This is a genomic window from Lederbergia sp. NSJ-179 (genome assembly GCF_022867885.1).
GTDB lineage: Bacteria > Bacillota > Bacilli > Bacillales > Bacillaceae_C > Lederbergia.
In genome coordinates, this window is the sequence record NZ_JALIFP010000002.1 from 157478 (window position 1) to 183174 (window position 25697).

Here is a 25697-nt window from a genome sequence, read left to right on the forward strand (position 1 = left end):
GACGAGGAGGAAAATAATGAGAAGTGCCAAATATCCATTCCTTATCTTATTAATCGTGTTATTAGTTGCTGGATTAATAGGATGCCAGTCTCAAAATGTGGAAAAAGATACACCCAAAAACACTGCTGAAGAAGGAGAGGAGGAGATTACACTTACGGTAATGTTGGCTTGGATGATAGGGGAAGATCGATGGGAGAAGTTTTACAAAAAGCCAGCGGAGGAGAAGTTTCCTCATCTTAAATTAAAAAGAATTGAAGGGGATGCAGGAGATAGAGAGACGCTGGAAAAAACATTCGCTGAGGGGGTTAAGCCTGACATTATCATGGTCAGTCATCCTTCCCAGATCCAATTACTTCAGGAATATGAATTGGCATATGATATGAGAGATATGATCGATCAGTATGATTTTGATCTAACCCGTTATGAGGATGATTATTTAGCGGAATGGCTTTCATGGACAGGTGGTGAAATATGGTCTTTGCCTTTTGTCTCTCAGAAATATGCGTTGCATTATAATAAAGACATCTTTGATCTGTTCGGCGTTCCTTATCCTACAGACGATATGACCTGGGATGAAGTAATCGAACTAGCTAAGAAAGTGACCGGGGAACGAAATGGTGTCCAGTATCACGGTTTACACATGCAACATGACGCCAGTCAAACCTTGTCTCAAGTAATGGGGGATACACTTTATGTTGATCCGGAGACGGATGAAGTCTTGTGGACAGAAAGACAGGAAGTTAGCGACTATTTAGCTTTGGTTGATCAAGAGAAGTCAATCCCCGGTAATGATCTTGGAGAAATAGAGACAGACGGGATTGCGTTTATTGATGCTTTTCAAAAAATAAGAAACTTGGCCATGATTCCTCATCAATTCCTTGAGGCGCTGCCTGAGGATCTAAATTGGGATATTGCGACTTACCCCGTCTGGTCTCAAGCACCAGGCATACAGCCAAATCAAAGCGGCTGGGCACTGGGCGTAACAGATATAAGCGAACATAAGGAAGAAGCTTTTGAATTATTAAAGTTTTGGTATTCCGATGAACAAATCCTAAGCAAAGGGAATTCTGCAGTGACGACTCCGTTTAATCATTTATTTGAAAATGGGGCGGTCGAAGAAGCGTTGAAGAATGATCCTAATCGCTCCTATCTTGCAGAACTAAACATTGATTCTTTATTTCAGAATAAACCAGGTGGGGGTACATCAGAAAAAAGGTCAAAGTATGATACAGGAGCACAGAATGAAATAGGGAAGATCGGTTTTGAATTTTACGACTCTGACCAAGATAGGAACGAATTCCTTCGTGATTTAAAACAAAAAGAAGAGCAAAGAATTGTCGAAGAAAAGGCGACAAAATAATTGATTTTAGGCATGCCCTAAAACAAAGACATTTCATCAGTTAGCAAATATAGGTTCCAATATATTTTTGACGGAGGAATAGAAATGAAAAGATTTAAAAGTTATTGTCTTATTTCATTAGTAATCATATTAGCGGGTATATTTAGTGGTTGCCAATCGCAAAGTGCAGGAAATGAGGGAGATGATACGAAGGGTGAAAAAACGGTGACTATTAAAATCGCCTATCTTTTTGATGGAGATATATGGGAAGAAAGGGTTGGTTCAATAGAAAAAGATCTTACAAATATTAAGCTAGAGCGAATTCCTTATGAAAATACGGTAGAATCCCTTCAGGAAATATTTGCAAAAGGTAATAAACCAGATATTATCATTGGCCCAATTGAACCGATGAAGGAACTTGAAGTGATTGAGCCGCTTGATGAATTAATAGAACAACACAACTTTGATCTCGATTCTCTTAACCCTGCTTTAATGAAGAATGTTCGTTCGTTAACCGATGAGGGAAAGATTGTTGGATTTCCAGATAATCGGCCTTTTTTCGCACTATACTACAATAAAGATGTATTTGACTTATTTGGACAGCCTTATCCAGATGAGAAGACAGCCATGATTTGGGATGAGGCAATCAATCTAGCCGCAAAGATGACAGGAGAAAAAAATGGTACACAGTATGTTGGAATGACTCACGGGCCTTTTGCTGGCTTTGGTCCGGGTACCTGGCCGTTGGATGAACTGGCAACAAATTTGACGGACCCGGAAACAGGGGAAGTGAACATTCAAGACAATCCTAAGCTTAGGAAGTATTTCGACTTAATGGCAGAATATTATAGTTTTCAAGGGATCCACGACCCGGATTGGGAAGGCGATTGGTTTGCGGAAGGAAAAGCTGCGATGTTTATTGCCCAAGATGCCTATCTTGATAGTGTGGAAGATAAGAGTTTTCTAGAATCTCTTGATATGGTCCCGGTTCCAGTATGGGAGGATAATCCAGAAGCCGGTCCATATCGTGGGTTTTGGTCCATGGTTATTACGAATTATAGTGAGCATAAAGATGAGGCATTTAAAGTGTTGGAAGCCTACGTATCTAAAAAACATCAGTTAGAAGTCACAGAAAGTGGAGTCATGGGATCTATTTTGGCTGATCCTGAAATCCACCGAAATTATGCCATTAATGCCCCTGGTCTTGAAGGGAAAAACCGTGAAGCCTTTTTTGCCCAAGAGCCTGCTATATATGAAGATACAATAAGTCAATGGGATAGCTATGTGGATGTTGGTGCCGCTGTAGAAAAAATAGCTGAACAAGACAAGGATATCAACACGATCATAAGGGAATTGGAAGAAGAATCTGCCGCAAAAATCAAGGAAGCGAAGGAAGCAGGAAAGTGAATAACCGATAGGTAAATGTGGCAACTAAAGGCTATTTGGGAAAATAATTAAATGAAGCTCCAAGGAGGTTTGTGGATGTCCAGGGTCATGCAGAGAAAGCGGAATAGGTTGTTACTAGTAGTGTTGGTGGTATTAGCGATAGTCACGTCTTTTAACTTTAGATCGATATTGTCTGCACCCACGAAAGCGAAGGCTTCGGAACCTTCGCATAATCAGGAGTTATTTAAGATTCAAGTCATTGATGCGGAGACAGGACGGGGCATTCCCGCCGTGGAGCTGAGGACAACGAACAACATTCTCTACTACACAGACAGTGCCGGCTATGTTGCCTTTAATGAACCAGGTCTCATGGATCAAGAAGTTTTTTTCCATTTATCCAGTCATGGATATGAGGTGCCAAAAGATGGCTTTGGTAACCGTGGTCAAGCGGTCGACATAAAACCAGGGGGAAGCATCACAATCAAGATGAATCGAGTGAATATCGCTGAACGGCTATATCGAATCACCGGTCAAGGTATCTATCGGGATAGCGTCCTGCTCGGTCTGACGCCACCAATCAAAGAACCGCTTTTGAACGGAAAAGTGATGGGCTCGGACTCTGTACAGACAATCGAATATCAGGATAAACTGTACTGGTTTTGGGGAGACACGGACAGACCGGCATACCCATTGGGGAACTTCCGTGTAACAGGAGCTACCTCGGAGCTGCCTGGCAAAGGCGGCCTAGATCCTGAGGTAGGTGTTGATCTAGATTATTTCACCAAAGAGGATGGATTTGTTAAAAGCTTGGTCCCACCGTTGCCTGATGGAGCTGGTATTGCTTGGGTATTTGGCCTCATGACAACGGAGGATGACACTGGGAAGGAGCGGCTGCTTGCGGGTTACAGCACACATACGCCTTTGAGTGCCTTTGGTATTCTTGTTTTCAATGATGAAAAGGAAGAATTTGAGCAGCTGGTCGAATTTCCGGACAAGGAGGACTGGCGCCATCCGGGTGGACAGGCAAGCTATTATGAAGAAGATGGTCAAGGGTACTGGGTATTTACCGAACATCATATGGGTAATTTAAGAGTGCTTGATTCATATGAAGCGATTCAAGACCATGAACAATATGAATCTTTTACTTGTCTGACTCCAGGAACAGAATTTGATGGTAAAAATACTTCACTCGAACGTGATGACGATGGCAATTTGGTCTGGGATTGGAAGCTTGATACACAGCCATTAGAACCTGATCAAGAAAAAGAATTGATTGAACTGGGCTTAATCAAAGAGGATGATCTTCATTATTTTCAGTTGAAAGATGTTGATACGGGCGACTATGTAAGTATTGCTTCCAGTTCCGTGGAATGGAATGAATATCGTAATAAATACGTCATGATTGGCCAGCAAGTGGGCGGTGATTCTTCTGTTCTTGGTGAAGTATGGTATTCCGAAGCACCAGCACCACAAGGACCTTGGGAATCAGCTAAGAAAATTGTTACACATGATAATTATACTTTCTATAATGTGGCCCATGATGAATTTTTTGACAAAGATGGTGGGAAAACGATCTTTTTCGAAGGTACTTATACAAATACGTTTACGGATCATGAACCGACTCCTCGTTATAATTATAACCAAATGATGTATAAGTTAGATTTAACAAATCCTGATCTATCACTGGAACCATCCGATGGAGAAGATGATGGTGGAGAGGACGGAGTAGAAGAATCAGCCACCGTTGCTAAGCTATTTTCAATCTTAGCAAACTATGAAGATGAGTATTCTTCTAAGAAAGCTTATCGAGCGCTCCAAGTTCATCTCGCTGCGTTGCAGCAATATGAAGAAAAAGAAGAAGTGAAGAAAATTGTCAAACATACGAAAAGTTTCCTTGGCTTACTCGATAAACAGAAGGAAGAGGACTTAATTTCAGAAAAGGCCTATGAAGAACTAAGCGCTGGTGCAGAAGAGTTACTGCAAAAATGGGAATAGCTGGTTCGTCTGTTTAAAATAAGGAGGAAGAATCATGAACATGAAAAAACGCTTTGCGATTATCATGATGATATTCATGTTAGGGATCTTAACGGCTTGTCAATCACAGGAATCTGGCGGTGCAGATAAAAATAAAGAGAAAGGTGCCGGAAAAGAGGAACATAAAGATGAAGCTTTTCAACTATTAGCAGAATATGTTTCCGAAGAACATCAGTTACATGTTTCCGAAAGTGGTGAAATGGGCTCCGTCTATCTGATTTGAAATTAGATGAAAAATATGCGAGTGAATCACCTGCTTATAAAGATAAGAATCGTGAAGCGTTTTTTACTTCAGAGTCCGCAACTTATGAAGGGAAAATCAGTACTTGGGATGAGTATGTGGATGTTGGCAAGGCAATAGAAGAAATGGCAGACTCGGAAAAAGATGTGAATACACTTTTACGTGAGCTAGATGAAAAATCAGCCGCAAAAATTAAGGAAGCGATGGGATCGAATAAATAATCGATCATGAGATGGTATAGATTCAATGAACAACCTCTGTGGCATAACCGGATTGTCACGGAGGTTGTTCTATTTTAAGTTTAAGAGATTAAGTTGATATAGTTGGTATATAATTAAAGTTTTCCAAATCATATTTTCACTGAATCGAAACTTTTTATGAAAATACTCAAAATTGATAAAGTTTGATAACACTTGGTTTGACGCGGGAATTGCGTTTTTTCATAAAATATAAATCGGGAATTCATAGAAAAGGCAAATGAAACGAAAAATATATATTGACCTATACATATAGAACATCTATAATAAGAAATACAATAAATGTAACAACCATATCATCCTAGTGAGCTATCATTTTGCACGGGCTTTCTTTTAAAATGAAAAGGTTTGCTGAAAGTAGTTTTATATTGGCGGGATGGAAAGAAATTTTGAATGTGATGTCAGGTAATAAAAGCGGTGCGCTTTCCCTTTATTTTGATGTGAACTGGGAAAAGGCTATCACCATTTGAAAACGGCTTATGACCAAAGTAGAGGTGTGCGATGAAATCATTGTATGAGCAAGTTTATGAATCATTAAAAAAAGAAATCCTATCTGAAAAGTACAAAGTGGGGGATCAAGTCCCATCAGAGAATGAATTATCGGAAACGTTTCAGGTTAGTAGAATTACGAGTAAAAAGGCACTGGAGAAGCTAATGAAAGAAGGTTATGTGTATCGTCAACGAGGTAGAGGGACCTTTGTTGCTGAATGGCAGGTTGCTAATCAAGTAAGGAATGTTGAATCTAAAAAACCGATAATTGGTTTAATTATGACTACTTTTGATGATAGTTTCGGTAGTACGCTCGTAGCATCATTAGAGGAAGCATCTGACAATAAATGCTTTCTTATTTTAAAACGATCATTAGGAATTCCAGAACGGGAAGAAAAGATTATTCAGGAATTATTAGATTTTGGAGTATCTGGATTGATTGTTTGTCCAGCCCAAGCTCAACATTATACCTCTGAAATACTTAAGATGGTCGTTAATCAATTTCCGTTGGTTTTAATTGACAGAGCGTTTAAAGGAGTGGCGGCGGCCGCTGTTTCTACAGATAATGTAGAAGCAGCTATCAAAGGAATAAATTATTTAATAGATCATGGTCATGAACATATTGGTGTGCTTATGTCGAATAATTATGTCACGACAACTCTTGAAGATCGATTGTTAGGGATTGTTAATGCTTTTTCAGAGAATCAGTTAGTCGTTAATCGGGAGTTGTGGTTTTCAGATATTAAGAGTACATCGCCTATTCCAGAGGCGCCAAAAAAAGAAGATATTGAAAAAGTCAAAGAGTATATTCAGAAAAATCCAAAGATTACTGCGTTATTTGCGCTGGAATATCAAATTGCTTCTTTAGCAAAAGTCGCGGTAGAAGAGCTAGGTTTAACGGTACCAAATGACATTTCCATCATCTGTTTTGATAGCCCCCCCATAAATGATCAAGGGTGGAGTTTTACCCATTTGAAACAAGATGAAGCTGAGATTGGTCGATTGGCTTTAGAGAGGTTAATGGACATGTATCATGGAAAGTTTAATACGGATAGTCAGCTTGTACCAGCAACTCTTATAGAAGGTTCTACAACAAGAACGATAAGGGCAAAAAGTTTTTTGTGAGCAAAAGGGTAAGAAATGAAGTGCATTTAAAGAGGTGTTCACTAAACTATAACACCTCTATATTTAACTAATTAAATTAAGGGGGTGATAGAATCCGGGAACAAACATCTCGTTTATTAAATTAGTATTCTAACTTTATCCGGCATGTTGATATAGAAAACAGAGGATTGATAGAGTCTCAGAAGAAACAACGTGCTTGTGAAATACCGCAAGTGTGGCTATACGTATCCGCATTGCTAACTAAGCAAGAAGATAGGACATTTGGTTTTAGATGTTAAGTCTTTAATTTGTCTCAAAGCACAGCTATATTCGAATCTAACTAACGCACAGGCATGAATTTAAAGGGTTGAGAGGAGTTCATTTACATGAAATTGAAAGCGATTATGTTCGCAATGTTCGCATTATTGATCATTACCGGTTCAGCTTGCTCCAATAACACGAAACAAAAATCAAGTAATAATACGGGCAATGAGGATGAGTCAGGACCCGTTGAGGTCAGTATGATTGCCACTAGTGTGGAAAATCAAGATACTTGGGCCGAAAAACAACTTGAAGAGATTATAACCAAAAAAACAGGTCGAGAATTTAACTTGGATTCTATCATCCTACCGTCAACCGATCCAAATACGAAATTGAATCTTATGATGAGTGAAGAGGATACGATGCCTGATATTTTAAATTTTTCTAGTATGGAAGATGAATATCAAACATGGGCTAAAGCTGGAGTTCTTCAAGATCTTACACCTTATTTACAAAAGCACGGGAAGTCCATTTTAAATTACTTCACAAAAGAGGCTATGTTTTACTATTGGGATGAAAGTGGAGCATTATATCGATTTCAAAATGGTCAGGCAGAACCAGGTATGAAGACTACGATGTTGCGTAAAGACTGGCTGGATAACCTCAATTTGGAAGTTCCTGAAACATTAGACGAATATATCGAGGTGCTAAAAGCCTTTACGCATGATGATCCGGATGGAAACGGGAAAAATGATACATATGGCTTCGCTGGACAAAATTTTTGGGATGCTCTTTACCCGTTCCTTGGGGCATATGGTTTGCAAGTGGATGCGTTACTAGAACAGGAGGATGGGACGGTTCGATTTTCTGATACAAGGCCAGAAATGAAAGAGGTTCTCAAGATTTTACAAGAGCTCTATACAGAAGGTGTGATTGATCCACGTCTACCAACGAATGACTCGTTTACTTTGACGGACGAAATTTATGCCAAAGGTAAAGCTGGTTCGATGTATCAGTATGTTTCATATCTTAATCCATCTGCTTCGCCAACGCAGTCATTTAAGCAACAAAATCCAGATGGGGAATACATTTCAATTGACCCAGTCAAAGGTCCAGATGGATTCGCCTCTGATTATCCGACACCAGTGGCTCCAGTGACTTTTGTAGCCTTTACACAACAGAATCAAAATCCTGAAATTTCCATGCAGTTATTAAATGAAATGAATACGCCTGAAACCTTTCAATTGATTGCGTTTGGAATTGAGGGTGAAGATTACAAGATAGTAGATGGAAAAATGGAAAGTTCACTTACACCATCGGATAAAAACGACAGAGGTATCAGCTCTCACTGGCCTATGAACCGCAGAGACGAAGCAAATATTGAAAACTTACCTGAGGTCTCCAAATTATTTGCGGAGAGAGAAAAGTCCAGCCAACCAATGAGAGACAAGATTGTTGAACTAAAATCATCGGACCGTCCAGAATGGGAAAAACATCATACCGATCTTGAAAAACTACGGGATCAAACCTTTTGGAACATTATTACAGGGAAAAAGAAAATCAGTGCTTTCGATGATTTTGTGAAAAAGTTTTATAAAAGCGGAGGACAAGCAGTGGAAGATGAAGCGAACGCGCTTTACAAAGAACAGACGAAGCAACTTAAGAAATTTGATCAATGGTACGAAAAAAACATCGAGCCTTATAAGTAAGTAAAAAAAGATAATAAGGAAGGGTATAGTTTTGCCCTTCCCTTGGGAAAAGATACTAAGTTTTAGGAGGCTGGATAAGATGCAACAAATAACAGAACCATCGACTTCGAAGCAAATTGTTGCAAAACGGTCTATTTGGAAAGATATTTTCAGGGACAAATATCTTTATCTATTGTTTTTGCCGGGTGCAATTTTACTGTTTGTATTCAAATATATGCCATTGTACGGGGTTGCTATAGCTTTTCAGGATTTTAACATATTTGCGGGGGTTTCTGGAAGTGAGTGGGTTGGATTTGATCATTTTATAAGATTGTTTCAGACTCCAGATTTTAAACAAGTACTGTGGAATACGTTAGTGATCAGCTTTTACAAATTGGTAGCTAGTTTTATCTTTCCGATCATTCTGTCCCTTCTTTTAAACGAAGTGAGACATTCATTATTTAAACGCGTTACTCAATCAATCATTTACCTTCCGCACTTTATTTCTTGGGTTATTTTTGCCGGAATCATTACAGCCTTTTTGAATCCGGTCGATGGACTGTTTAACTATATCCTTAAACTTCTTGGAAATGAACCCATTGATTTTCTTGGCAGCACTGAATATTTTCGTGCAGTGCTTGTCTCAACGGATATTTATAAAGGTGTCGGCTGGGGAACAATCATTTACTTGGCAGCGATTTCAGGTGTTAATCCAGAACTTTATGAAGCGGCCATCATGGACGGTGCTAATAGATTTAGGAGAATGTGGCATATAACGCTTCCGGCCATTCGTCCTGTTATTACCATTTTGGTTATTTTAAGTCTTGGAGGTATTTTGAATGCCGGATTTCAACAAATCTATCTTCTTTACAGTCCGCTTGTTTATGATGTTGGTGATGTCATTGATACATACGTGTACCGTGAAGGTATTCAAAGTGCCAATTATAGTTTTGCCACGGCTGCCGGCTTGTTTCAGTCTGTGATTGCAGTGATATTAATTGTCGTAGCCAATCGAATGGCAAGAAAATTTGGCGATGGAGGACTATGGTAGGGGGATTTAATAATGGTTAATCAAACAAGAGGAGAAAAATTCTTTGATATTTGTAATTACATCTTTTTAATATTGCTTATGGTCGTTATGCTCTATCCATTCTGGTACATTCTAATGGGTTCGTTCAGCGATGCTGTTCAAGCCGAACAAGGTGGGTTTTTCTTAGTACCTGCTGGTTTTTCACTTGAGGCATATCAGGCAGTATTTAATAATTCCGCGCTGTTTTCCGGTTTTAAAACAACGCTTATCACGGTGATTGTAGGTGTGGCAATCGGTGTCTTTTTTTCCGCTGGGATGGCCTATGCACTTTCAAAACAAAAATTGAGAGGTCAATTACTCCTTTCTTTTTTCGTTCTGTTCACGATGTTATTTAATGGTGGGATGGTGCCTACGTATTTGTTAGTCAAAAACTTGAATTTGTTGGACACATACTGGGCGTTAATTTTACCGAATGCCATTGGGGCTTGGAACATTTTTGTTATGCTTGGATTTTTTAGAGGAATTCCAAATGAGCTGGAAGAATCGGCAAAAGTTGACGGTGCTAACGATTTAAGCGTCTTCTTCCGCATTGTACTTCCGATATCCAAACCGGTACTTGTCACGATCGGTTTATTTACAGCCGTTATGTACTGGGACGACTTTTTCTCGACAATCCTCTATATTACAGACAAAAGCAAGTGGCAACTGCAAACGGTGTTAAACGACATCATTACAAACACGGCTGACGTCATGGCAAAACAAGGTGTTTCCGTAAGTTACGAACCAAATATATCGACGTTTACCGTTCAAATGGCGTCCATTATAGTGGTGACCATTCCTATTTTGCTCGTATACCCATTTGTTCAAAAGCATTTTGTTAAAGGGGTTATGATTGGTTCGGTTAAAGGTTAATGATAGTTCGTCGAATGCTTATGTGATTCACCTAATGATTCTATAAAGTGGCAAACAACAATAACCCTTAGAACGCAGTAAAGATGTATGATGTTTGTAAGGTACTCACGAGTTTAATCTAAATGCCATTAAAATTCTCAAATAAAAGAATACAGGATTTACATCACTTAATGAATAAAAGGAAGGTGAATATAAATATGACAAAAAAAGCCTATTTTGTCGATGGTTACCATGGTGGGATTAAAGGTCATATGCCATTAGGGTCATGGGCGGATGTTCTGAGTAAAATGGATCAATACCCTGATTGGAAAATTGGGTTGGACATTGAACCTATTTCTTGGGATGTTTTAAAAAGAACAGATCCAAAATCTTATCGAGCGCTGCAAACTTACCTAAAGGATAATCGCAGCCAGGCAAGAGTAGAGATGCTTGCAGGAAGTTATGCACAGCCTTTTGGGTGGGTGATCAATGGGGAAAGTAATATCCGCCATTTAATTCGGGGGAAGGAAATCATTAAAGAACATTTCCCAGAGGCTGTCGTCGATACATATGCTACACAAGAGCCTTGTTGGAGCAGTTCTTTCCCTCAGATTCTCCTTTCACTTGGTTATAAGCGGGCTGTTCTTAAGAACCCTGGAACGGCATGGGGAGGATATGCTTCCGGAAATCCATATGAAATGGTGCTCTGGGTTGGCCCCGATGGTTCCTCGATTCCTTGTGTCCCTCGATATGAATGCGAGGAACTATTAAATTGTTGGGAGACAGAAGCGGCTCATATGGAAGAGGAATTTATCAATCGCAGTTTTGCGAGTGGCATTACTCATCCGATTGGCAGTTTTTTACAAGATTTGGGTTGGCCTGCAAACCCAAGAATGGCTGGTAAAGATGTCGAATATGTCACATGGCGCGAGTATTTTGAAGAAATTGCCGATCAACCTAAACATCCATGGCATTTTTCACAAGAAGATATCAGATGTACGCTCCCTTGGGGTGAAGGGGTACTCCAACAAATGTCGCGAGAAGTGCGCGCAGCCGAAAACAAGATTTTACAGGCGGAAAAAATTGCTACGTTTGCCAGCATTGTGCGTGGCTTCGATTATCCATATGAATCGTTTCAGAAAGCATGGGACGAGTTGCTTTTATCACAACATCACGATGCGTGGATTTGTGCAACGACCGGAGAAGGAAGGCGCAATTGGGCCTGGCAAGCTGGTGTGCAAAGTTTTCATGCAGAAACAATGGCTAACGAGATTATTGAGCAAGCAATGGCTGTGTTTCGCATGGATACTCCGACAGCTAATGCTTCCATACAAGTATTTAATTTAGCGGCTGTTGATCGTTATGACATCGTTGAGATCGAAATCCCCACACCAGTGGGGACAGAGTCCGTTCGTGTGACAGATCAACAAGGAGAAGAGATTACTAGTCAAATAGTCCCTACCAGAACTTATCATGAAGATAAAACGGTTAATGCTGGTAAAATATTGTTTGAAGCGAAGATTCCGGCGATAGGGTGCCGTTCATTCACGATTACGCCACAGCAAGAGCCGATTTCTAGCGAAAATCAAATGATTCAAGTGGATGAAAACGCTGTTCAGATCGTAACAGATCGCTATGAAATCGCATTGGATCCAAAGCGTGGCGGTGTGATCACGAAACTTTATGACAAGCTGGCTGACAAGGAGCTTGTTAACCAGATAGGTTCAGGATTTAATGAATATACAGGTTATTTTATTACCGAAGAACGATGGGGAAGCAGTACGGAATCACCTGTAGAAATAAATGTTAAGGAAAATGGCCCTGTTCGTGCCACTGTTGAGATGAAAGGTAAACTAGCCAATGTTGATGTGATTACAGCGATTACTGTGATCAAAGATCAGCCGAATATAGATTTTCATGTTCAGTTTAATTACAAAGAGAAGACATGGATCGGGGATCCGTGGGATATTGAACCAGCAAATAGAACGACAGAACGGCGCAAATCCCATCATAATGATCAATATAAATTAAGAGCGTTATTTCCAGCCGCTTTGAACTCAACGAAACTGTATAAACATTCAGCTTTTGATGTAACAGAAAGTCGCCATCAAGATACCCATTTTACTCGTTGGGATGAAATCAAGCATACGATCCTGCTCGATTGGCTTGATTTGTATGATGAGCAACAAGATTATGGATTGGCTATTTTCTCTGATCACACGACTGGCTATTCCCATGCCCAAGATGAGCCTTTAGCACTTACATTAGGTTGGGGTTGGGAAGGGGGATTTTGGTGGGGCAAACGACCACTTGAGGGACAAAAGGAAATCAACTATTCGATCGTGCCACATCGTGAACGTTGGGATCAAGCGGGCATCCCACAACATTATACACGTTGGGCAGAACCACTGATTCCAGTCTACGCTCCAGTGAAGGATCAATCGTACTCCTTGCTGCAAGTGAGTGATCCAGCGATTGAAGTGACAACCCTGCTACGAGATGGTGATGATGTCCTTGTTCGTTTGTTTAATACTGGATCTGAACGTAAGACGGCTACATTATTTGTCAACGCCGTGATCGAAAAAGCAGAAAAAGTAGAACTTGATGGTGTTTATAAAGAGGATTTCCCAATCGAACCACAAAGCGAAGCTGGCGGTTGCGGCGAGGTCACATTGAATGGTTTTGGCCTGGTAACGATTCGCTTGTGCCAATTGAAATAAACGATGGTTTGTAGAGGGTGCAGCTTCACTAGCTGCCTCCTCCTATAAATAAAAAATAACAAAAAATAGTAGAGGTGAACACGGTGAAGTTAGAAAAAGGGAGTAAACTAGTGATAATTGGTGATTCAATCACGGATTGTGAACGTCGACATCCGTATGGGGAAGGGATTTTTCAAGGGATTGGAAAAGGCTATGTTGCCTTAGTCGATGCCTTATTGCAATTATCGTATCCAGAATTAGCTATTCGCTGCATTAATATGGGAATCAGTGGGAATACGGTACGAGATTTAAAACAACGATGGCAAACGGATGTAATCGATTTAAAACCGGATTGGCTTTCTATTATGATTGGAATCAACGATGTATGGCGTCATTTTGATGAGCCGAAAATTACCGAATCACATATCAGTTTAACAGAATATGAACAGACATTATTGGAGCTAGTTGAACAGGCAAAACCAAGTTTAAAAGGGCTTGTTTTAATGACACCGTTTTTGATTGAGTCAAATGCCGATGACGCGATGAGAAAGAAAATGGACGAATATGGAGCAGCCGTTAAACGTATTGCCGAACAAGAAGATGCTATCTTTATTGATATTCAAGCAGAGTTTAATAAAATGCTAGCGTACTATTATTCAGGTGAATTCGCAGCGGATCGTGTTCATCCAAATATTACTGGACATATGATGATTGCACGCGCATTTTTAAATGCGATTGGCTATGATTGGTCAAGAAACAACGGATAAAAAAGGTGGGATATGATGAGTTTAGCAGACAAGAGAAATCAGTTTGAAGCGACAAAGATGATCTATGAACAGAGTATACTGACTTTTCATGGGGTAGATGGATACGATGTTTACAATACATCGATTCCCTTTTCCTATCAAGGAAAAACCTATCTTTTTGGTAGAGTGGAAAGAAGAACGGAATGGGCTAGATCTTGGGTGCGTCTCTTTGAACAAACTGGGCAAGATGAGTGGACGATTGTAAACGATTCGACGATTTATCAGTTAGAGGATCCTTATATCTCGATTATTCATGGTGAACTCGTTTTAGGCGGGACCCATGTTCGCTACAGTCAAGGAAAACTAGATACATTTTATGGATATTTCTATCGCGGTCATAAACTAGATGATTTATATTATTTTACAACCGGTCCTGACTATATGAAAGATATTCGTCTTGTTCAATTAGAGAATAATCAAATCGGTGTTTTTTCGCGACCTCGAAATGAGGAAATACGGAAAAAATATGGCAGTGAATCTGTCATCGGGTTTGCAACGATCGATCATTTAGAGGAATTAAATGCTGAAGTGATTGAAAACGCCTCAATTATCCCAAGATTATTTGATGATGATGAATGGGGCGGCTGTAACCAATGTTATTTATTATCAAGCGGTTACATCGGTGTGCTTGCTCATAAATGCTATAACGATCATCAGGATAATGGAGACATGCAAACAGTTTACATGAATGTTGCTTTTGTCTTTGATCCAACCACTCAGCAAGTGCTCGATGAGAAAATAGTCGCGACCCGTTCCTGTTATCCAGAAGGTCCAGCGAAAAAGTCTCATTTAGTTGATTGTGCTTTTACTTCTGGGATTGTGATGCGAGAAGATGGGAAAGTGGATCTTTATAGTGGACTCAGTGATACGGAAGAAGGCAGAGTTACGATTGATTATCCTTTTGCCGGGTTTGGAGAAATCGTCGAAAGAACGATAGAATAGGGAATTTGCTTCAGTGGATGTGACATCACAAGATCATTTCCCGAGAAATGAAAACAGAAAGAAGTGAGGACATGGTTTTCAATTTCCAACAACATGTTCGTTTTATGGGCAGGTTTGATCAAACTGATTCCGCTAAACCCGAATGCGGCTGGGTGAATAGTGCGGTGTTTTTACGATTTAAGGGCAGTGAAATTCGGATGGTGGCAGAGGATTCAACGGGAACGGATTATGTTGAAATTGTACTAGATGGGATCGCCCGTAATTGGATTCAATTAAAAAAAGGGACGCATGAATATGTGGTTGAACAAGGTCTAGATGATCAACAGATTCATACACTTGAAATTCATAAACGGACTGAAATATTATACGGGCGCATCAAGTATCTCAATTTCTCCCTTCCAAAAGGCGGAGAGTTTTTCTCTCCTCCTGAACCAAAAACACTTAAATTGGAATACCACGGCGATTCGATTACAAACGGCTGCGGCAATGGACATCCCCATGAACTAACCGATGCCCCGCATTTAGATGACGGGTATATGTCATATGTTGGCATTAGCGCAAGGCTGTTAAACGCTGAATACCATACGCTAGCTATTTCGGGGATTGGAGTTTTACAGGATGCGATGGGCAATATCAATGGGTTACCGGCTCATTTTCATGACACATTAGGACAGGGAACACCGCCTTGGGATTTTTCAAAATACCAAGCAGATGGGGTGATCATCAATCTTGGCCAGAATGATTATTCTACTCCGATTGATGATGAAAAATATATTGCGACCTATATCGATTATATTGAAACGATCCTGAAACAATATTCAAATGCGCATGTCTTCTGCTGTGTGGGGACAATGAATAACAACTACTTAGCCAGTGTGCAAAAAGTTGTTTCCTATTTCAATGAACAAGGCAATGACAAAGTATTCTGCGTGGATTTAGGATTGATTCATCCAGAAGTGGAAGGTTGGGGAGGAGGTTTTCATCCTAGTGTACAGACACATTACCGGATGGGGACAGAGCTTGCCCAATTTATTTCCACGAAAACAGGATGGTCATTATTAGAAAGACCGGTCAAAGTAACCGCTTATTAACAGTTGATCATTGTTACAGAAATAGGGAGCGAGAATCAGTTAGCGCGTATTTTTAATAATATAAATGCTTGCAGGGGTGGAAACAATGAGTTTAATCGATTATGTCAATAGTAAGATGGGCACGAAATCCAACCGTAGATATTCAAACGGGAACACGGTGCCTTTTACACAACGTCCTTGGGCGATGGCGGGTTTTTCTCCGCAAACAAGCAGTGAACAAGAGGGCTGGTTTTATGATCCAGATGACCGCGGCATTGAAGGGGTTCGCCTCACTCATCAACCAAGTCCGTGGATTCGTGATTATGGAAATATTGTCATCATGCCGCAAAGCGGAAAGCCGTTTATCAATGTTGAAGAAAGATGGTCGGGTTATAAGCCAGAAGCGAGTATTTTGCAGCCAGATTACATGAGCATCGATTTTTTACGATATCAAACGAAGCTGGAATTGACTCCGACCACTAGAGGGGCATGCATTCGTTTGAACTTTCTCTCAGAAGCGCAACCACGCCTAGGATTATTTCCTGTGAAGGATGGCTTTACATGTGAGATCGATCCACAAAAAGGGCTGATAAAGGGTTATACGACTGCCAAAAGAGGAAGTAGCAACGCGATATTACCAGTCATCCAAGAATTATAAAAATCTATTTGATCCTGAAAGTGGATTTATGCGAGGCAAGGATACCCAAGGAAAGATGGCGGCTGAATTTAATCCCTTTTCTTGGGGTGGTGAGTATTGTGAAGGAGGGCCATGGCAAAATTCGTTTGGAGTCTACCATGATATTGACGGGTTAATGGAGTTATATGGCGGAAAAAAAGAATTTGAAAAGAAACTAGATGAATTGTTTCATAGTCCGCCGATCTACGATGTTGGTGCCTATAACCATGAAATCCATGAAATGACCGAAATGGCCCATGCTGATTTTGGCCAATGTGCGATTTCCAATCAGCCAAGCTTCCATTTACCTTGGTTGTATGCGATGGCGGGTGTTCAGGATAAAACCGATTATTGGGTTGCGAAGATTGCGAAGGAAGGATTTTCTAGTGGAGTAGACGGATATCCCGGGGATGAAGATAATGGCAGCTTATCGGTATGTCCTGGAAAACCTGAGTATATAAGAAATAAACCACTAGTAGGTAAGGCAATTCTTCATACACAAGCTGGTGATATCGTGATTGATCATAACAGTATGGAGGGCTCTTCGATTTCTTACAATGACCTCATGTCCTGCAGAAAAGGATGACTGGTTTACCTACAGTATAGAAAATTACGAGGTATAAGATGATGAATGGTTTAATTTACAGAGCGAGGAGAATTTTCTAATGCAACTTTTAGATTTGAGTGGCAAATGGGAAATGAAAAGAAAAGACGAAAGTGAATGGATCGAGGCTACTGTGCCTGGATCCGTGTTTAAAGATTTACTCGATGCCCGAAAAATGGCAGATCCTTTTTTCCGCGATAACGAATATGAGGCTTTTGAGCTCTCGAAATATGATTATGAATATAAGAGAAGCTTTGTTTTAAATGAAGAATCACTCCAGCGTGATAAGGCAATTCTTCGTTGTGAAGGGCTTGATACTTTATGTGACGTGTTTGTTAATGGGAGTTGCGTACTAAATGGGGAAAATATGCATAGAACCTATGAAGTGGATATAAAAGAAAGTCTAGTTATTGGTGAAAATCACATCTATATTCTCATTAAATCAGCTACTAATTTTATTGAAGAGAAGGATAGGGAATTATTTAACGAAGAAATTCCGGATGATAAGCCCGGCATAACACATTTGCGAAAAGCGCTTTGCATGTTTGGCTGGGATTGGGGGCCGAAGCTTGGTGATATGGGAATATGGCGGAAGATATCTATCGTTGGATATGATGAGGCTAGAATAGATGATGTTTACATTTCCCAGACACATCTTGACAATAAGGTTCATCTCGATGTCAGAGTAGGAGTGCAAAAATGGTGTGAGACTAGGCTCGGAATACTTGTAACCGTAGTTGCCCCGGATGAAGAACAGTTTCAAAAGAGAATAAATACTGAAAACATTGAAGAGCTTGTAAATATGGAAATAAATAACCCAAAGCTATGGTGGCCTAATAATCTTGGAAAGCAATATCTGTACCAGGTTAAAGTTGAGTTACTCCATGATGAGCAGGTCCTGGATGTCCATTCATGTAGAATTGGATTGCGCACCATTACCTTAAAGCAAGAGAAGGATCAGTGGGGTCAGAGCTTTGGGTTTGAAGTGAATGGAAAAAGTATCTTTTCTATGGGAGCAGATTACATACCAGAAGATAGTGTGATTGGTAGACGTCATTATGACAAAACGAAGAAATTAATCGAGAGCTGTGCGAAAGCAAATTATAATATGATTCGTGTTTGGGGCGGAGGCTATTATCCGGATGATTACTTTTTTGATCTATGTGATGAATATGGACTAATCGTCTGGCAGGATCATCTGTATGCTTGTAAGGCCTATGAATTTAATGATGCGTTCAAGGAAAATATCAAGCAAGAAACAATAGATAATGTGAAGAGAATCCGCAACCATGCTTGCTTGGGTCTGTGGTGCGGCAATAATGAAATGGAAATTCTATGGGCTAATTGGGGATGGGGAAAGCGTTATGGTTCTAAGATGCAGGCTGATTATCTGAAGCATTTTGAGGTGTTTTTACCAGAGTTAACTAAGTCTTTGGATCCGAATACCTCTTACTGGGTATCCTCACCTTCTTCTACCGGTTTCTTTAATGATCCGGATAATGAAAATTTTGGTGATATGCATTATTGGGATGTGTGGCACGGTAGAAAGCCTTTAACTGAATATCGAAAAATTTATCCAAGATTCAATTCCGAATTTGGTATTCAATCCTTTCCGAGCCTTAAAACAATAGAAACCTTTACATTGCCAGAGGATCGCAATATTTTCTCAAGAGTAATGGAATCACACCAAAAGGACGGAACAGGAAACGAAAAAATCCTGCACTATGTGGGAGATAATTTTAAATATCCCAAAAACTTTGATTCCCTGTTGTATGCCTCACAGTTGGTCCAAGCGGAAGGAATGCGCTATGGTGTTGAGCATTGGAGAAGAAATCGTGGAAGATGCCTGGGAGCACTTATTTGGCAGTTGAATGACTGTTGGCCGGTAGCTTCTTGGGCAAGTATGGATTATTTCAATCGTTGGAAAGCAACTCAATATATGGCCAGAAGGTTTTATTCGCCGATTCTGGCTTCCGCTTGCGAAGAGGGTACGAAGATAGAACTGCATGTTTCCAATGACACGCTTCACAAGGTCGATGGAAAACTTTCATGGAAGCTTTTAAAACGTAATGCAGAGGTATTGAAAGAGGATGCATTAGCCGTGTCAGTAGAACAGCTCTCTACTAAAAAAATGATAGAGCTAGATTTTGCTGATGTCATCGATAAAAATAATAAGCAATCAGTTTATTTTTCCTATCAACTTGAAGTTGATGGTCGTGTGATCAGTGAGGGAACGACTTTATTTGTGAAAGCAAAACATTTTGATTTTCAAGATCCAGAGATCATGACTGAAATCTATGAGTCAGAGGATGCTTTCACCATTGAAGTAAGCTGCAATTCTTTTGCTAAATTTGTAGAGCTCGATTTAACAAATAATGATGCTATCTTCAGTGATAATATCTTTGATTTAACGGCAGGAGCAGAGAAAAAAGTAGCAATCAAGAAAGAAAATCTCTCATCTCCACTGACATTGGAGGAGTTAAAGAAACAACTGAAAGTGAGAAGCTTATTTGATACTTTTGAATGATAGTTTTCAATAGATATAAATGGATAAACCATTTTGGGATGTTCAATAGTCAATGAAATAAAAACGAGTAAATAAATGCAGGGCTGTTCTAAGTGTAAAGAGCATTTCTTCAAACTCAGATTTATAGAAAGAGTGAAAGTCAGAATTTCTACTTTCACTCTTTCTATAAAAGGTTTTTTCTTCTATCTCCAATCTTTGTTATTGAACATGCCCCTTCGTTCTTTATTTTTCTGCTCCAAATCACGATATTGCTTTGGTGACATATTTGTCGCGTTTTTAAAAGTTCGGTAAAAGGTTGACAAAGCCTCATAGCCAACTTCAAAACAAATGGTGATGATTTCTTTATCTGTTTCGGTCAATAACTTTTTGGCCCTTTCCATGCGTATTTCCATTAAATATTGCATCGGTGTTTTTTGATATGTTTCTTTAAAAATCGTATTGACATAACGGGTACTAATACCTAATTTGTCTGCAATATCGTTAGCAGTGATCGGTTCATAGTAATGTGTATCGATATAATTTTTGATAGTCTCGGTTCGTAAGCTATTTTTATCTAAAATCCTTGACCTTTCTATAAATCGCATAAGGGTTAGTAAAATATGTAATAGATGGATTTTCAAAGCCCATCCAGATAATGAATCTTTGCTCGATTGTTCGTAAATCATTTTTCTTAATTGTTGTCTTAATTCACTGCTTGCAATTAGATCGGGATTGAAAAACCGAGATGAATGAAAGAAGTTACGTTGAAGCTCATCGTTCCCAAAACGGTCTAAAGAATCAATATCAAAGGCCAGAACAAGTAAAGTTAAGCTTGTTTGAGAGTAAATGGAATGCGGTGAGAAAGGCGCTAGGAAAGCCCCTTGATCCTGCGCAATTTTATACTCCTGATGATCAATAAAGATGATTCCTTCTCCTTCAATGGCATAAAGAATTTGGTGATTATCATGGTGGTGGATGTTTACTCTGTCTCCTGCTTTATGTCTGCTCTCATAAAGATATGCTCCCCATTCAGGCAACTGCATCTTCTTCAAACTCATCCTTTTCTCTCCTTGCCTAACAAAAAAGTTTACACATATCTTTATTTTATCATATTTTCTTAGGAAAACGGTTCCGATTTTAAGAATGGGTTTCCTATTTTCGTAAGAATGATAGAGCAGAAATGGCTAAAATAAATGTATGACAGGAAAAGGAAGGGATATCTATGCAGCATAATATTGGAATCATTATGAACGGAGTAACGGGAAGGATGGGAACGAATCAACATTTAATTCGTTCGATTGTAGCGATTAGGGAGCAAGGTGGCGTCCAATTACCAAATGGTGATACCATTATGCCTGATCCAATTTTGGTTGGCCGTAATGAAGAAAAATTAAAAGCGCTTGCTGAAAAATATGCGATCAATCGTTGTTGGAGTACGGATCTTGATGCTTGTCTTGCTAATAAAGAAGATACAATCTATTTCGATGCACAGACAACGGTCCGTCGTGCGGATAGTATAAAAAAGGCGATTGCAGCAGGGAAGCATATTTATTGTGAGAAGCCAACAGCGACCAGCTTAGAGGGATCACTCGAATTGGCAAAGCTTGCGAAAGAAGCGGGCGTCAAAAATGGGGTTGTTCAAGATAAGCTATTTTTACCAGGCTTGCTGAAATTGAAAAGATTAATTGATTCAGGGTTTTTCGGAAAAATTTTATCTGTGCGCATGGAATTTGGTTATTGGGTATTTGAAGGAGATTGGCAAGAAGCTCAGCGCCCATCTTGGAACTATCGAAAAGAAGATGGCGGTGGAATGGTTGTTGATATGTTTGCCCATTGGCGCTATGTCCTCGATAATTTGTTTGGAAATGTAACAGCCGTATCTGCTTATGCGACAACACATATCCCAAAAAGAATCGATGAAGAAGGAAAGGAATACGAATGTACGGCGGATGATGCTGCCTATGCGACCTTTGAACTTGAAGGGGGCATCATTGCACAAGTCAATTCTTCTTGGGCCGTAAGAGTAAATCGTGATGATTTACTAACCATCCAAGTGGACGGGACAGAAGGAAGTGCGGTTGCTGGATTACGAGATTGTAAGACACAACATCGTGCCAATACGCCAAAACCAGTATGGAACCCAGATATTGAAAATCCATTTCATTTTACTGAACAATGGGTGGAAGTGCCAGATAATCAAGAATTCGAAAATGCTTTTAAAATTCAATGGGAGCAATTTTTGAAACATGTTGTGGTGGATGAAGTATTCCCATGGGATTTATTAGAGGGAGCGAAAGGAACACAATTATCGGATCTTGGTCTAAAATCCTCGGAAGAACGACGCTGGATTGAAGTTCCAGAACTGACGATTTAAGGGAGGAAAGATAGATGGTTTCATTGCAATTACCAACAGCCGATCGATCTTTATACACGTATAAACCTCATTTGGATACGTCCTTCGATATTCCAAATAAACCGTTTCAAAGCAGGGTCGCCTTTTCTGCAGCGCATGTTGTCTGTGATCCATTGGCTAATACAGATCCACTCCATCATGCTCAAATTGATTGGGAGGGTACATTGGCCTATCGACGTCATCTTTGGTCATTGGGATTAGGTGTAGCTGAAGCAATGGACACAGCTCAAAGAGGTATGGGACTAAACTGGGAAATGGCAAAAGAGCTTATTTTAAGGTCGGTGGCTGAAGCAAATGCCGTTCATGGACGCATCGCCTGTGGAGCGGGGACGGATCATTTATTGCCCGGGAAAGAAGTGACAGTGGAAGACTGTATCCATGCTTATGAAGAACAATGTGAATTTGTGGAAAGAGCCGGGGGCCAAATTATATTGATGGCAAGCCGTGCTCTTGCCACTGCGGCAAAAGGTCCTGAAGATTATAAACGAGTTTATGATCATATTTTAAAACGAGTTTCCAAACCAGTCATTTTACATTGGCTTGGGGATATGTTTGATCCTGCTTTGGCTGGTTATTGGGGCCATTCGGATTTGGATCAAGCGATGGATGTCGTTTTAGGGATTATCAAAGAAAACGCGGAAAAGATAGATGGCATTAAAATTTCTTTATTAGATGAGGAAAAGGAAATAAAGATGAGACGCCAGCTTCCCGATGGAGTAAGGATGTATACGGGGGATGATTTTAATTATGCCCGTCTTATTCAAGGGGATGAATTCGGTTATAGTGACGCATTATTAGGTATTTTTGATGCGATTGCCCCTGCTGCTTCTGCTGCTTTACATGCTTTGGATGAAGGAGACTTACAAACCTATCATCAACTTTTAGAAAAAACGGTCCCTTTATCTCGCCATATTTTCCAGGCGCCGACTTATGCCTATAAAACAGGTATTGTGTTTATGGCTTATTTAAATGGGCATCAATCCCATTTCCGAATGATTGGTGGAGCTGAGGGATCCAGATCATTGATTCACTTATCTGAACTTTTTGTGTTAGCTGATCAGGCTGGTTTGCTTTCAGATCCTGAACTTGCTGTGAAACGAATGAAACTCGTAACAGAATTGGCCGGAATCGTTTAGGAGGAAAACTATGAGTTCTTTACAAACTATCGAAAAATTAAGCTTAAATCAAATTACAACAGACCGATTGAGTTTACAGGAGGCCGTTGAAGTCTGTGTACGTGCTGACGTCCCCTGGATTGCCTTATGGCGTCATAAAATTGAAGAAATCGGCTTGAAAGAGGGTAAAAGAATCATTCGTGACGCTGGGGTTAAGGTTTCGAGTATTTGCCGGGGAGGAATGTTTCCGGCAGCAACGAAGCTTGAGCGTCAAAAGAGAATCGATGATAACCGACGTGCGGTGGATGAGGCAGCAGAATTGGGAACGGATGTGTTAGTTTTAGTCTGTGGTCCTGCTCCTGACAAAGATTTAATAGCTGCACGTGAAATGGTTGCTGATGGGATTGAACAACTTGTCCCTTATGCAAAGGAGCGGGGTGTGAAGTTAGGCATTGAACCTCTTCATCCGATGTATGCTGGGGAAAGATCTGTGATTGTTTCTTTGGCCCATGCAAACGATCTAGCTGAAAAATATTCACCAGATGAAGTTGGGGTTATTGTCGATGTGTTCCATGTATGGTGGGATCCTGCCCTATTTCAACAAATTTCACGGGCGCAAGGTAGAATTCTAGGTTATCATGTTTCTGATTGGCTTGTTCCAACTCCTGATTTATTAATGGGACGAGGGATGATGGGAGACGGTGTGATTGATCTTCGTCCGATTCGATTAGCGGTAGAAAAGGCTGGGTATACAGGTCCGATTGAAGTGGAAATTTTTAATCAAAAAATTTGGGATATGCCAGGTGACGATGTGTTGGCTTTAATGAAAGAACGATATTTGCAATATGTGTAAAGGTTTTGGGAATGAGGGGAAAAATCCCTTTCTCCCTATTTCCTATGAGGAGAGGAAGAGGATAAAATGCTACAGGGAATATTTATTTTAGATGATGTTGATCTCATCTACGGCAGTACATATGAAGAGATAAAGAACTATGTCCATATTTATGCCCCACCACAAACAAGGGAGACGATCCGAGAAAATCTGTCGCTTCTAGAAAAGGCGGATGTCATTTTTTCAGGCTGGGGCGGTCCGCTTTTAGATGAGAAATTTCTATCAGCCGCTCCCAATTTAAAAGCGATCTTTTATGGCGCTGGAACGATTAAATACATGGTAACGGATGAATTTTGGAAGCGAGATATAAAGATAACAAGTGCCTATGCAGCAAATGCAGTTCCCGTTGTAGAGTATGCACTCTCCCAAATTCTTTTTTCACTAAAACGCGGCTGGCATTATGTCTTGCAAACGAAGAAAATGAAAAGATATGGTAAAAAAACGGAAGTGCCAGGAGGGTATGGCTCAACTGTTGGGCTTGTTTCATTAGGAATGATCGGGAAAAAGATGTGTGAAAAACTAAATCAATTTGATCTTCACCTGATTGCTTATGATCCATATGTATCTCAAAAAGAGGCTGAACAACTAAATGTGGAACAATGTAGTTTAGAAGAACTTTTCAGGCGGGCTGATGTGGTCTCTTTGCATACACCATGGCTAAAAGAAACAGCGGGATTGATTACGGGACAACATTTCGCTTCCATGAAAGAAAATGCCACTTTTATTAACACGTCCCGGGGGGCCATCGTTCGAGAAAATGAGATGATAGAGGTACTAAAGAAGCGTTCTGATCTTTATGCCATTTTAGATGTGACCTACCCTGAACCTCCTGTAGAAGGGTCACCGCTTTATGAAATGGATAATGTGATCCTTACCCCGCATATTGGCGGTTCTATGTCAAAGGAATGTCAGCGGATGGGAGCATATATGTTAGAAGAATTAAAACGTTATCTCAATGGTGAAGAATTGAAATGGGAAATTACAGAGGAAAAATCAAAAACAATGGCGTAAAGGGAGACAGGGGATAATTAAATCAATGGAACACATAGCCTAGGGTAAATCTCTATAAAGGAATGACTCGTAAGTAAATGCCGACTTATGGGCCATTCTTTTTTGTAGTAAAAAAGAGAAATCATTCGACAAAATTCGACGTGTGTTAGCACTAAGTTAAAAAAAATCTTGATATTCTTCTAAAAAAAAGAGACAATGCAATAAAGTGAAACTTCATTCAGTGGGGTTTAGGACAGCAGGATG

Annotated in this window: 21 protein-coding genes; 20 read left to right on the top strand and 1 reads right to left on the bottom strand. The window is 40.0% G+C overall.

Annotated elements, in window-relative coordinates:
- Positions 1–16: 16 nt before the first annotated feature.
- The 16 genes from MUB24_RS02765 (at position 17) to MUB24_RS02840 (ending at position 20044) form a co-directional block, all read left to right on the top strand.
- Positions 17–1360, top strand: coding sequence for an ABC transporter substrate-binding protein (locus MUB24_RS02765; RefSeq protein WP_244700930.1), 1344 nt, complete (start codon positions 17–19; stop codon positions 1358–1360).
- An 84-nt stretch (positions 1361–1444) separates the two neighbouring features.
- Entirely contained in the window at positions 1445–2746 is a 1302-nt protein-coding gene (locus tag MUB24_RS02770) for an ABC transporter substrate-binding protein (RefSeq protein WP_244700933.1), read from the top strand.
- 75 nt (positions 2747–2821) lie between these two features.
- On the top strand, positions 2822–4720 hold the full coding sequence (locus tag MUB24_RS02775) for a DUF4185 domain-containing protein (RefSeq protein WP_244700936.1): 1899 nt from the start codon (positions 2822–2824) through the stop codon (positions 4718–4720).
- A 34-nt stretch (positions 4721–4754) separates the two neighbouring features.
- Positions 4755–4982 carry a hypothetical protein gene (locus MUB24_RS02780; RefSeq protein WP_244700939.1) on the top strand — a complete coding sequence of 76 codons (228 nt, stop codon included), beginning with the start codon at positions 4755–4757 and terminating at the stop codon, positions 4980–4982.
- Complete coding sequence (locus MUB24_RS02785; RefSeq protein ID WP_244700942.1) at positions 4979–5221, top strand: hypothetical protein; 243 nt, start codon at positions 4979–4981, stop codon at positions 5219–5221. The genes MUB24_RS02780 and MUB24_RS02785 overlap by 4 nt, the downstream gene beginning before the upstream one ends.
- Positions 5222–5758: 537 nt before the next feature.
- Positions 5759–6871, top strand: a complete 1113-nt coding sequence (locus MUB24_RS02790) for a GntR family transcriptional regulator (RefSeq protein ID WP_244700945.1) — start codon at positions 5759–5761, stop codon at positions 6869–6871.
- Positions 6872–7236: 365 nt separating this feature from the next.
- Entirely contained in the window at positions 7237–8820 is a 1584-nt protein-coding gene (locus tag MUB24_RS02795) for a type 2 periplasmic-binding domain-containing protein (protein WP_244700948.1), read from the top strand.
- Positions 8821–8899: 79 nt separating this feature from the next.
- A complete protein-coding gene (locus MUB24_RS02800) occupies positions 8900–9850 on the top strand; it encodes an ABC transporter permease (protein WP_244700951.1) in 951 nt (316 codons plus the stop codon).
- Between the two features lie 12 nt (positions 9851–9862).
- Positions 9863–10741 (top strand): carbohydrate ABC transporter permease, encoded by an 879-nt coding sequence (locus tag MUB24_RS02805; protein WP_244700954.1) that lies wholly within the window; start codon positions 9863–9865, stop codon positions 10739–10741.
- A 197-nt stretch (positions 10742–10938) separates the two neighbouring features.
- Entirely contained in the window at positions 10939–13440 is a 2502-nt protein-coding gene (locus MUB24_RS02810) for a glycoside hydrolase family 38 C-terminal domain-containing protein (protein ID WP_244700957.1), read from the top strand.
- Positions 13441–13523: 83 nt separating this feature from the next.
- A complete protein-coding gene (locus tag MUB24_RS02815) occupies positions 13524–14186 on the top strand; it encodes an SGNH/GDSL hydrolase family protein (protein WP_244700960.1) in 663 nt (220 codons plus the stop codon).
- A 15-nt stretch (positions 14187–14201) separates the two neighbouring features.
- Complete coding sequence (locus tag MUB24_RS02820) at positions 14202–15167, top strand: DUF1861 family protein (RefSeq protein ID WP_244700963.1); 966 nt, start codon at positions 14202–14204, stop codon at positions 15165–15167.
- Positions 15168–15238: 71 nt separating this feature from the next.
- Positions 15239–16258, top strand: coding sequence for an SGNH/GDSL hydrolase family protein (locus MUB24_RS02825; protein ID WP_244700965.1), 1020 nt, complete (start codon positions 15239–15241; stop codon positions 16256–16258).
- An 85-nt stretch (positions 16259–16343) separates the two neighbouring features.
- Positions 16344–16895, top strand: coding sequence for a hypothetical protein (locus MUB24_RS02830; protein ID WP_244700967.1), 552 nt, complete (start codon positions 16344–16346; stop codon positions 16893–16895).
- The gene (locus MUB24_RS02835; RefSeq protein WP_244701151.1) at positions 16843–17499 is read left to right on the top strand and encodes a glycoside hydrolase domain-containing protein; all 657 of its coding nucleotides are present in this window, start codon (positions 16843–16845) and stop codon (positions 17497–17499) included. The genes MUB24_RS02830 and MUB24_RS02835 overlap by 53 nt, the downstream gene beginning before the upstream one ends.
- 79 nt (positions 17500–17578) lie before the next feature.
- Positions 17579–20044, top strand: a complete 2466-nt coding sequence (locus MUB24_RS02840) for a beta-mannosidase (RefSeq protein ID WP_244700968.1) — start codon at positions 17579–17581, stop codon at positions 20042–20044.
- Positions 20045–20226: 182 nt separating this feature from the next.
- On the opposite strand, the gene MUB24_RS02845 is transcribed toward MUB24_RS02840, so the two are convergent.
- The gene (locus tag MUB24_RS02845; protein WP_244700970.1) at positions 20227–21081 is read right to left on the bottom strand and encodes a helix-turn-helix transcriptional regulator; all 855 of its coding nucleotides are present in this window, start codon (positions 21079–21081) and stop codon (positions 20227–20229) included.
- Positions 21082–21245: 164 nt separating this feature from the next.
- Between MUB24_RS02845 and MUB24_RS02850 the strand changes: the two genes are divergently transcribed.
- The 4 genes from MUB24_RS02850 to MUB24_RS02865 all read left to right on the top strand — a co-directional run bounded on the left by MUB24_RS02850 (position 21246) and on the right by MUB24_RS02865 (position 25454).
- Positions 21246–22397 (top strand): Gfo/Idh/MocA family protein, encoded by a 1152-nt coding sequence (locus MUB24_RS02850; protein ID WP_244700972.1) that lies wholly within the window; start codon positions 21246–21248, stop codon positions 22395–22397.
- A 14-nt stretch (positions 22398–22411) separates the two neighbouring features.
- The gene (locus tag MUB24_RS02855; RefSeq protein WP_244700974.1) at positions 22412–23572 is read left to right on the top strand and encodes a dihydrodipicolinate synthase family protein; all 1161 of its coding nucleotides are present in this window, start codon (positions 22412–22414) and stop codon (positions 23570–23572) included.
- Between the two features lie 10 nt (positions 23573–23582).
- Positions 23583–24404: a sugar phosphate isomerase/epimerase family protein gene (locus tag MUB24_RS02860; RefSeq protein ID WP_244700976.1), complete on the top strand. Its 822-nt coding sequence runs from the start codon at positions 23583–23585 to the stop codon at positions 24402–24404.
- 66 nt (positions 24405–24470) lie between these two features.
- Positions 24471–25454, top strand: a complete 984-nt coding sequence (locus MUB24_RS02865) for a hydroxyacid dehydrogenase (RefSeq protein WP_244700978.1) — start codon at positions 24471–24473, stop codon at positions 25452–25454.
- Positions 25455–25697 lie beyond the last annotated feature (243 nt).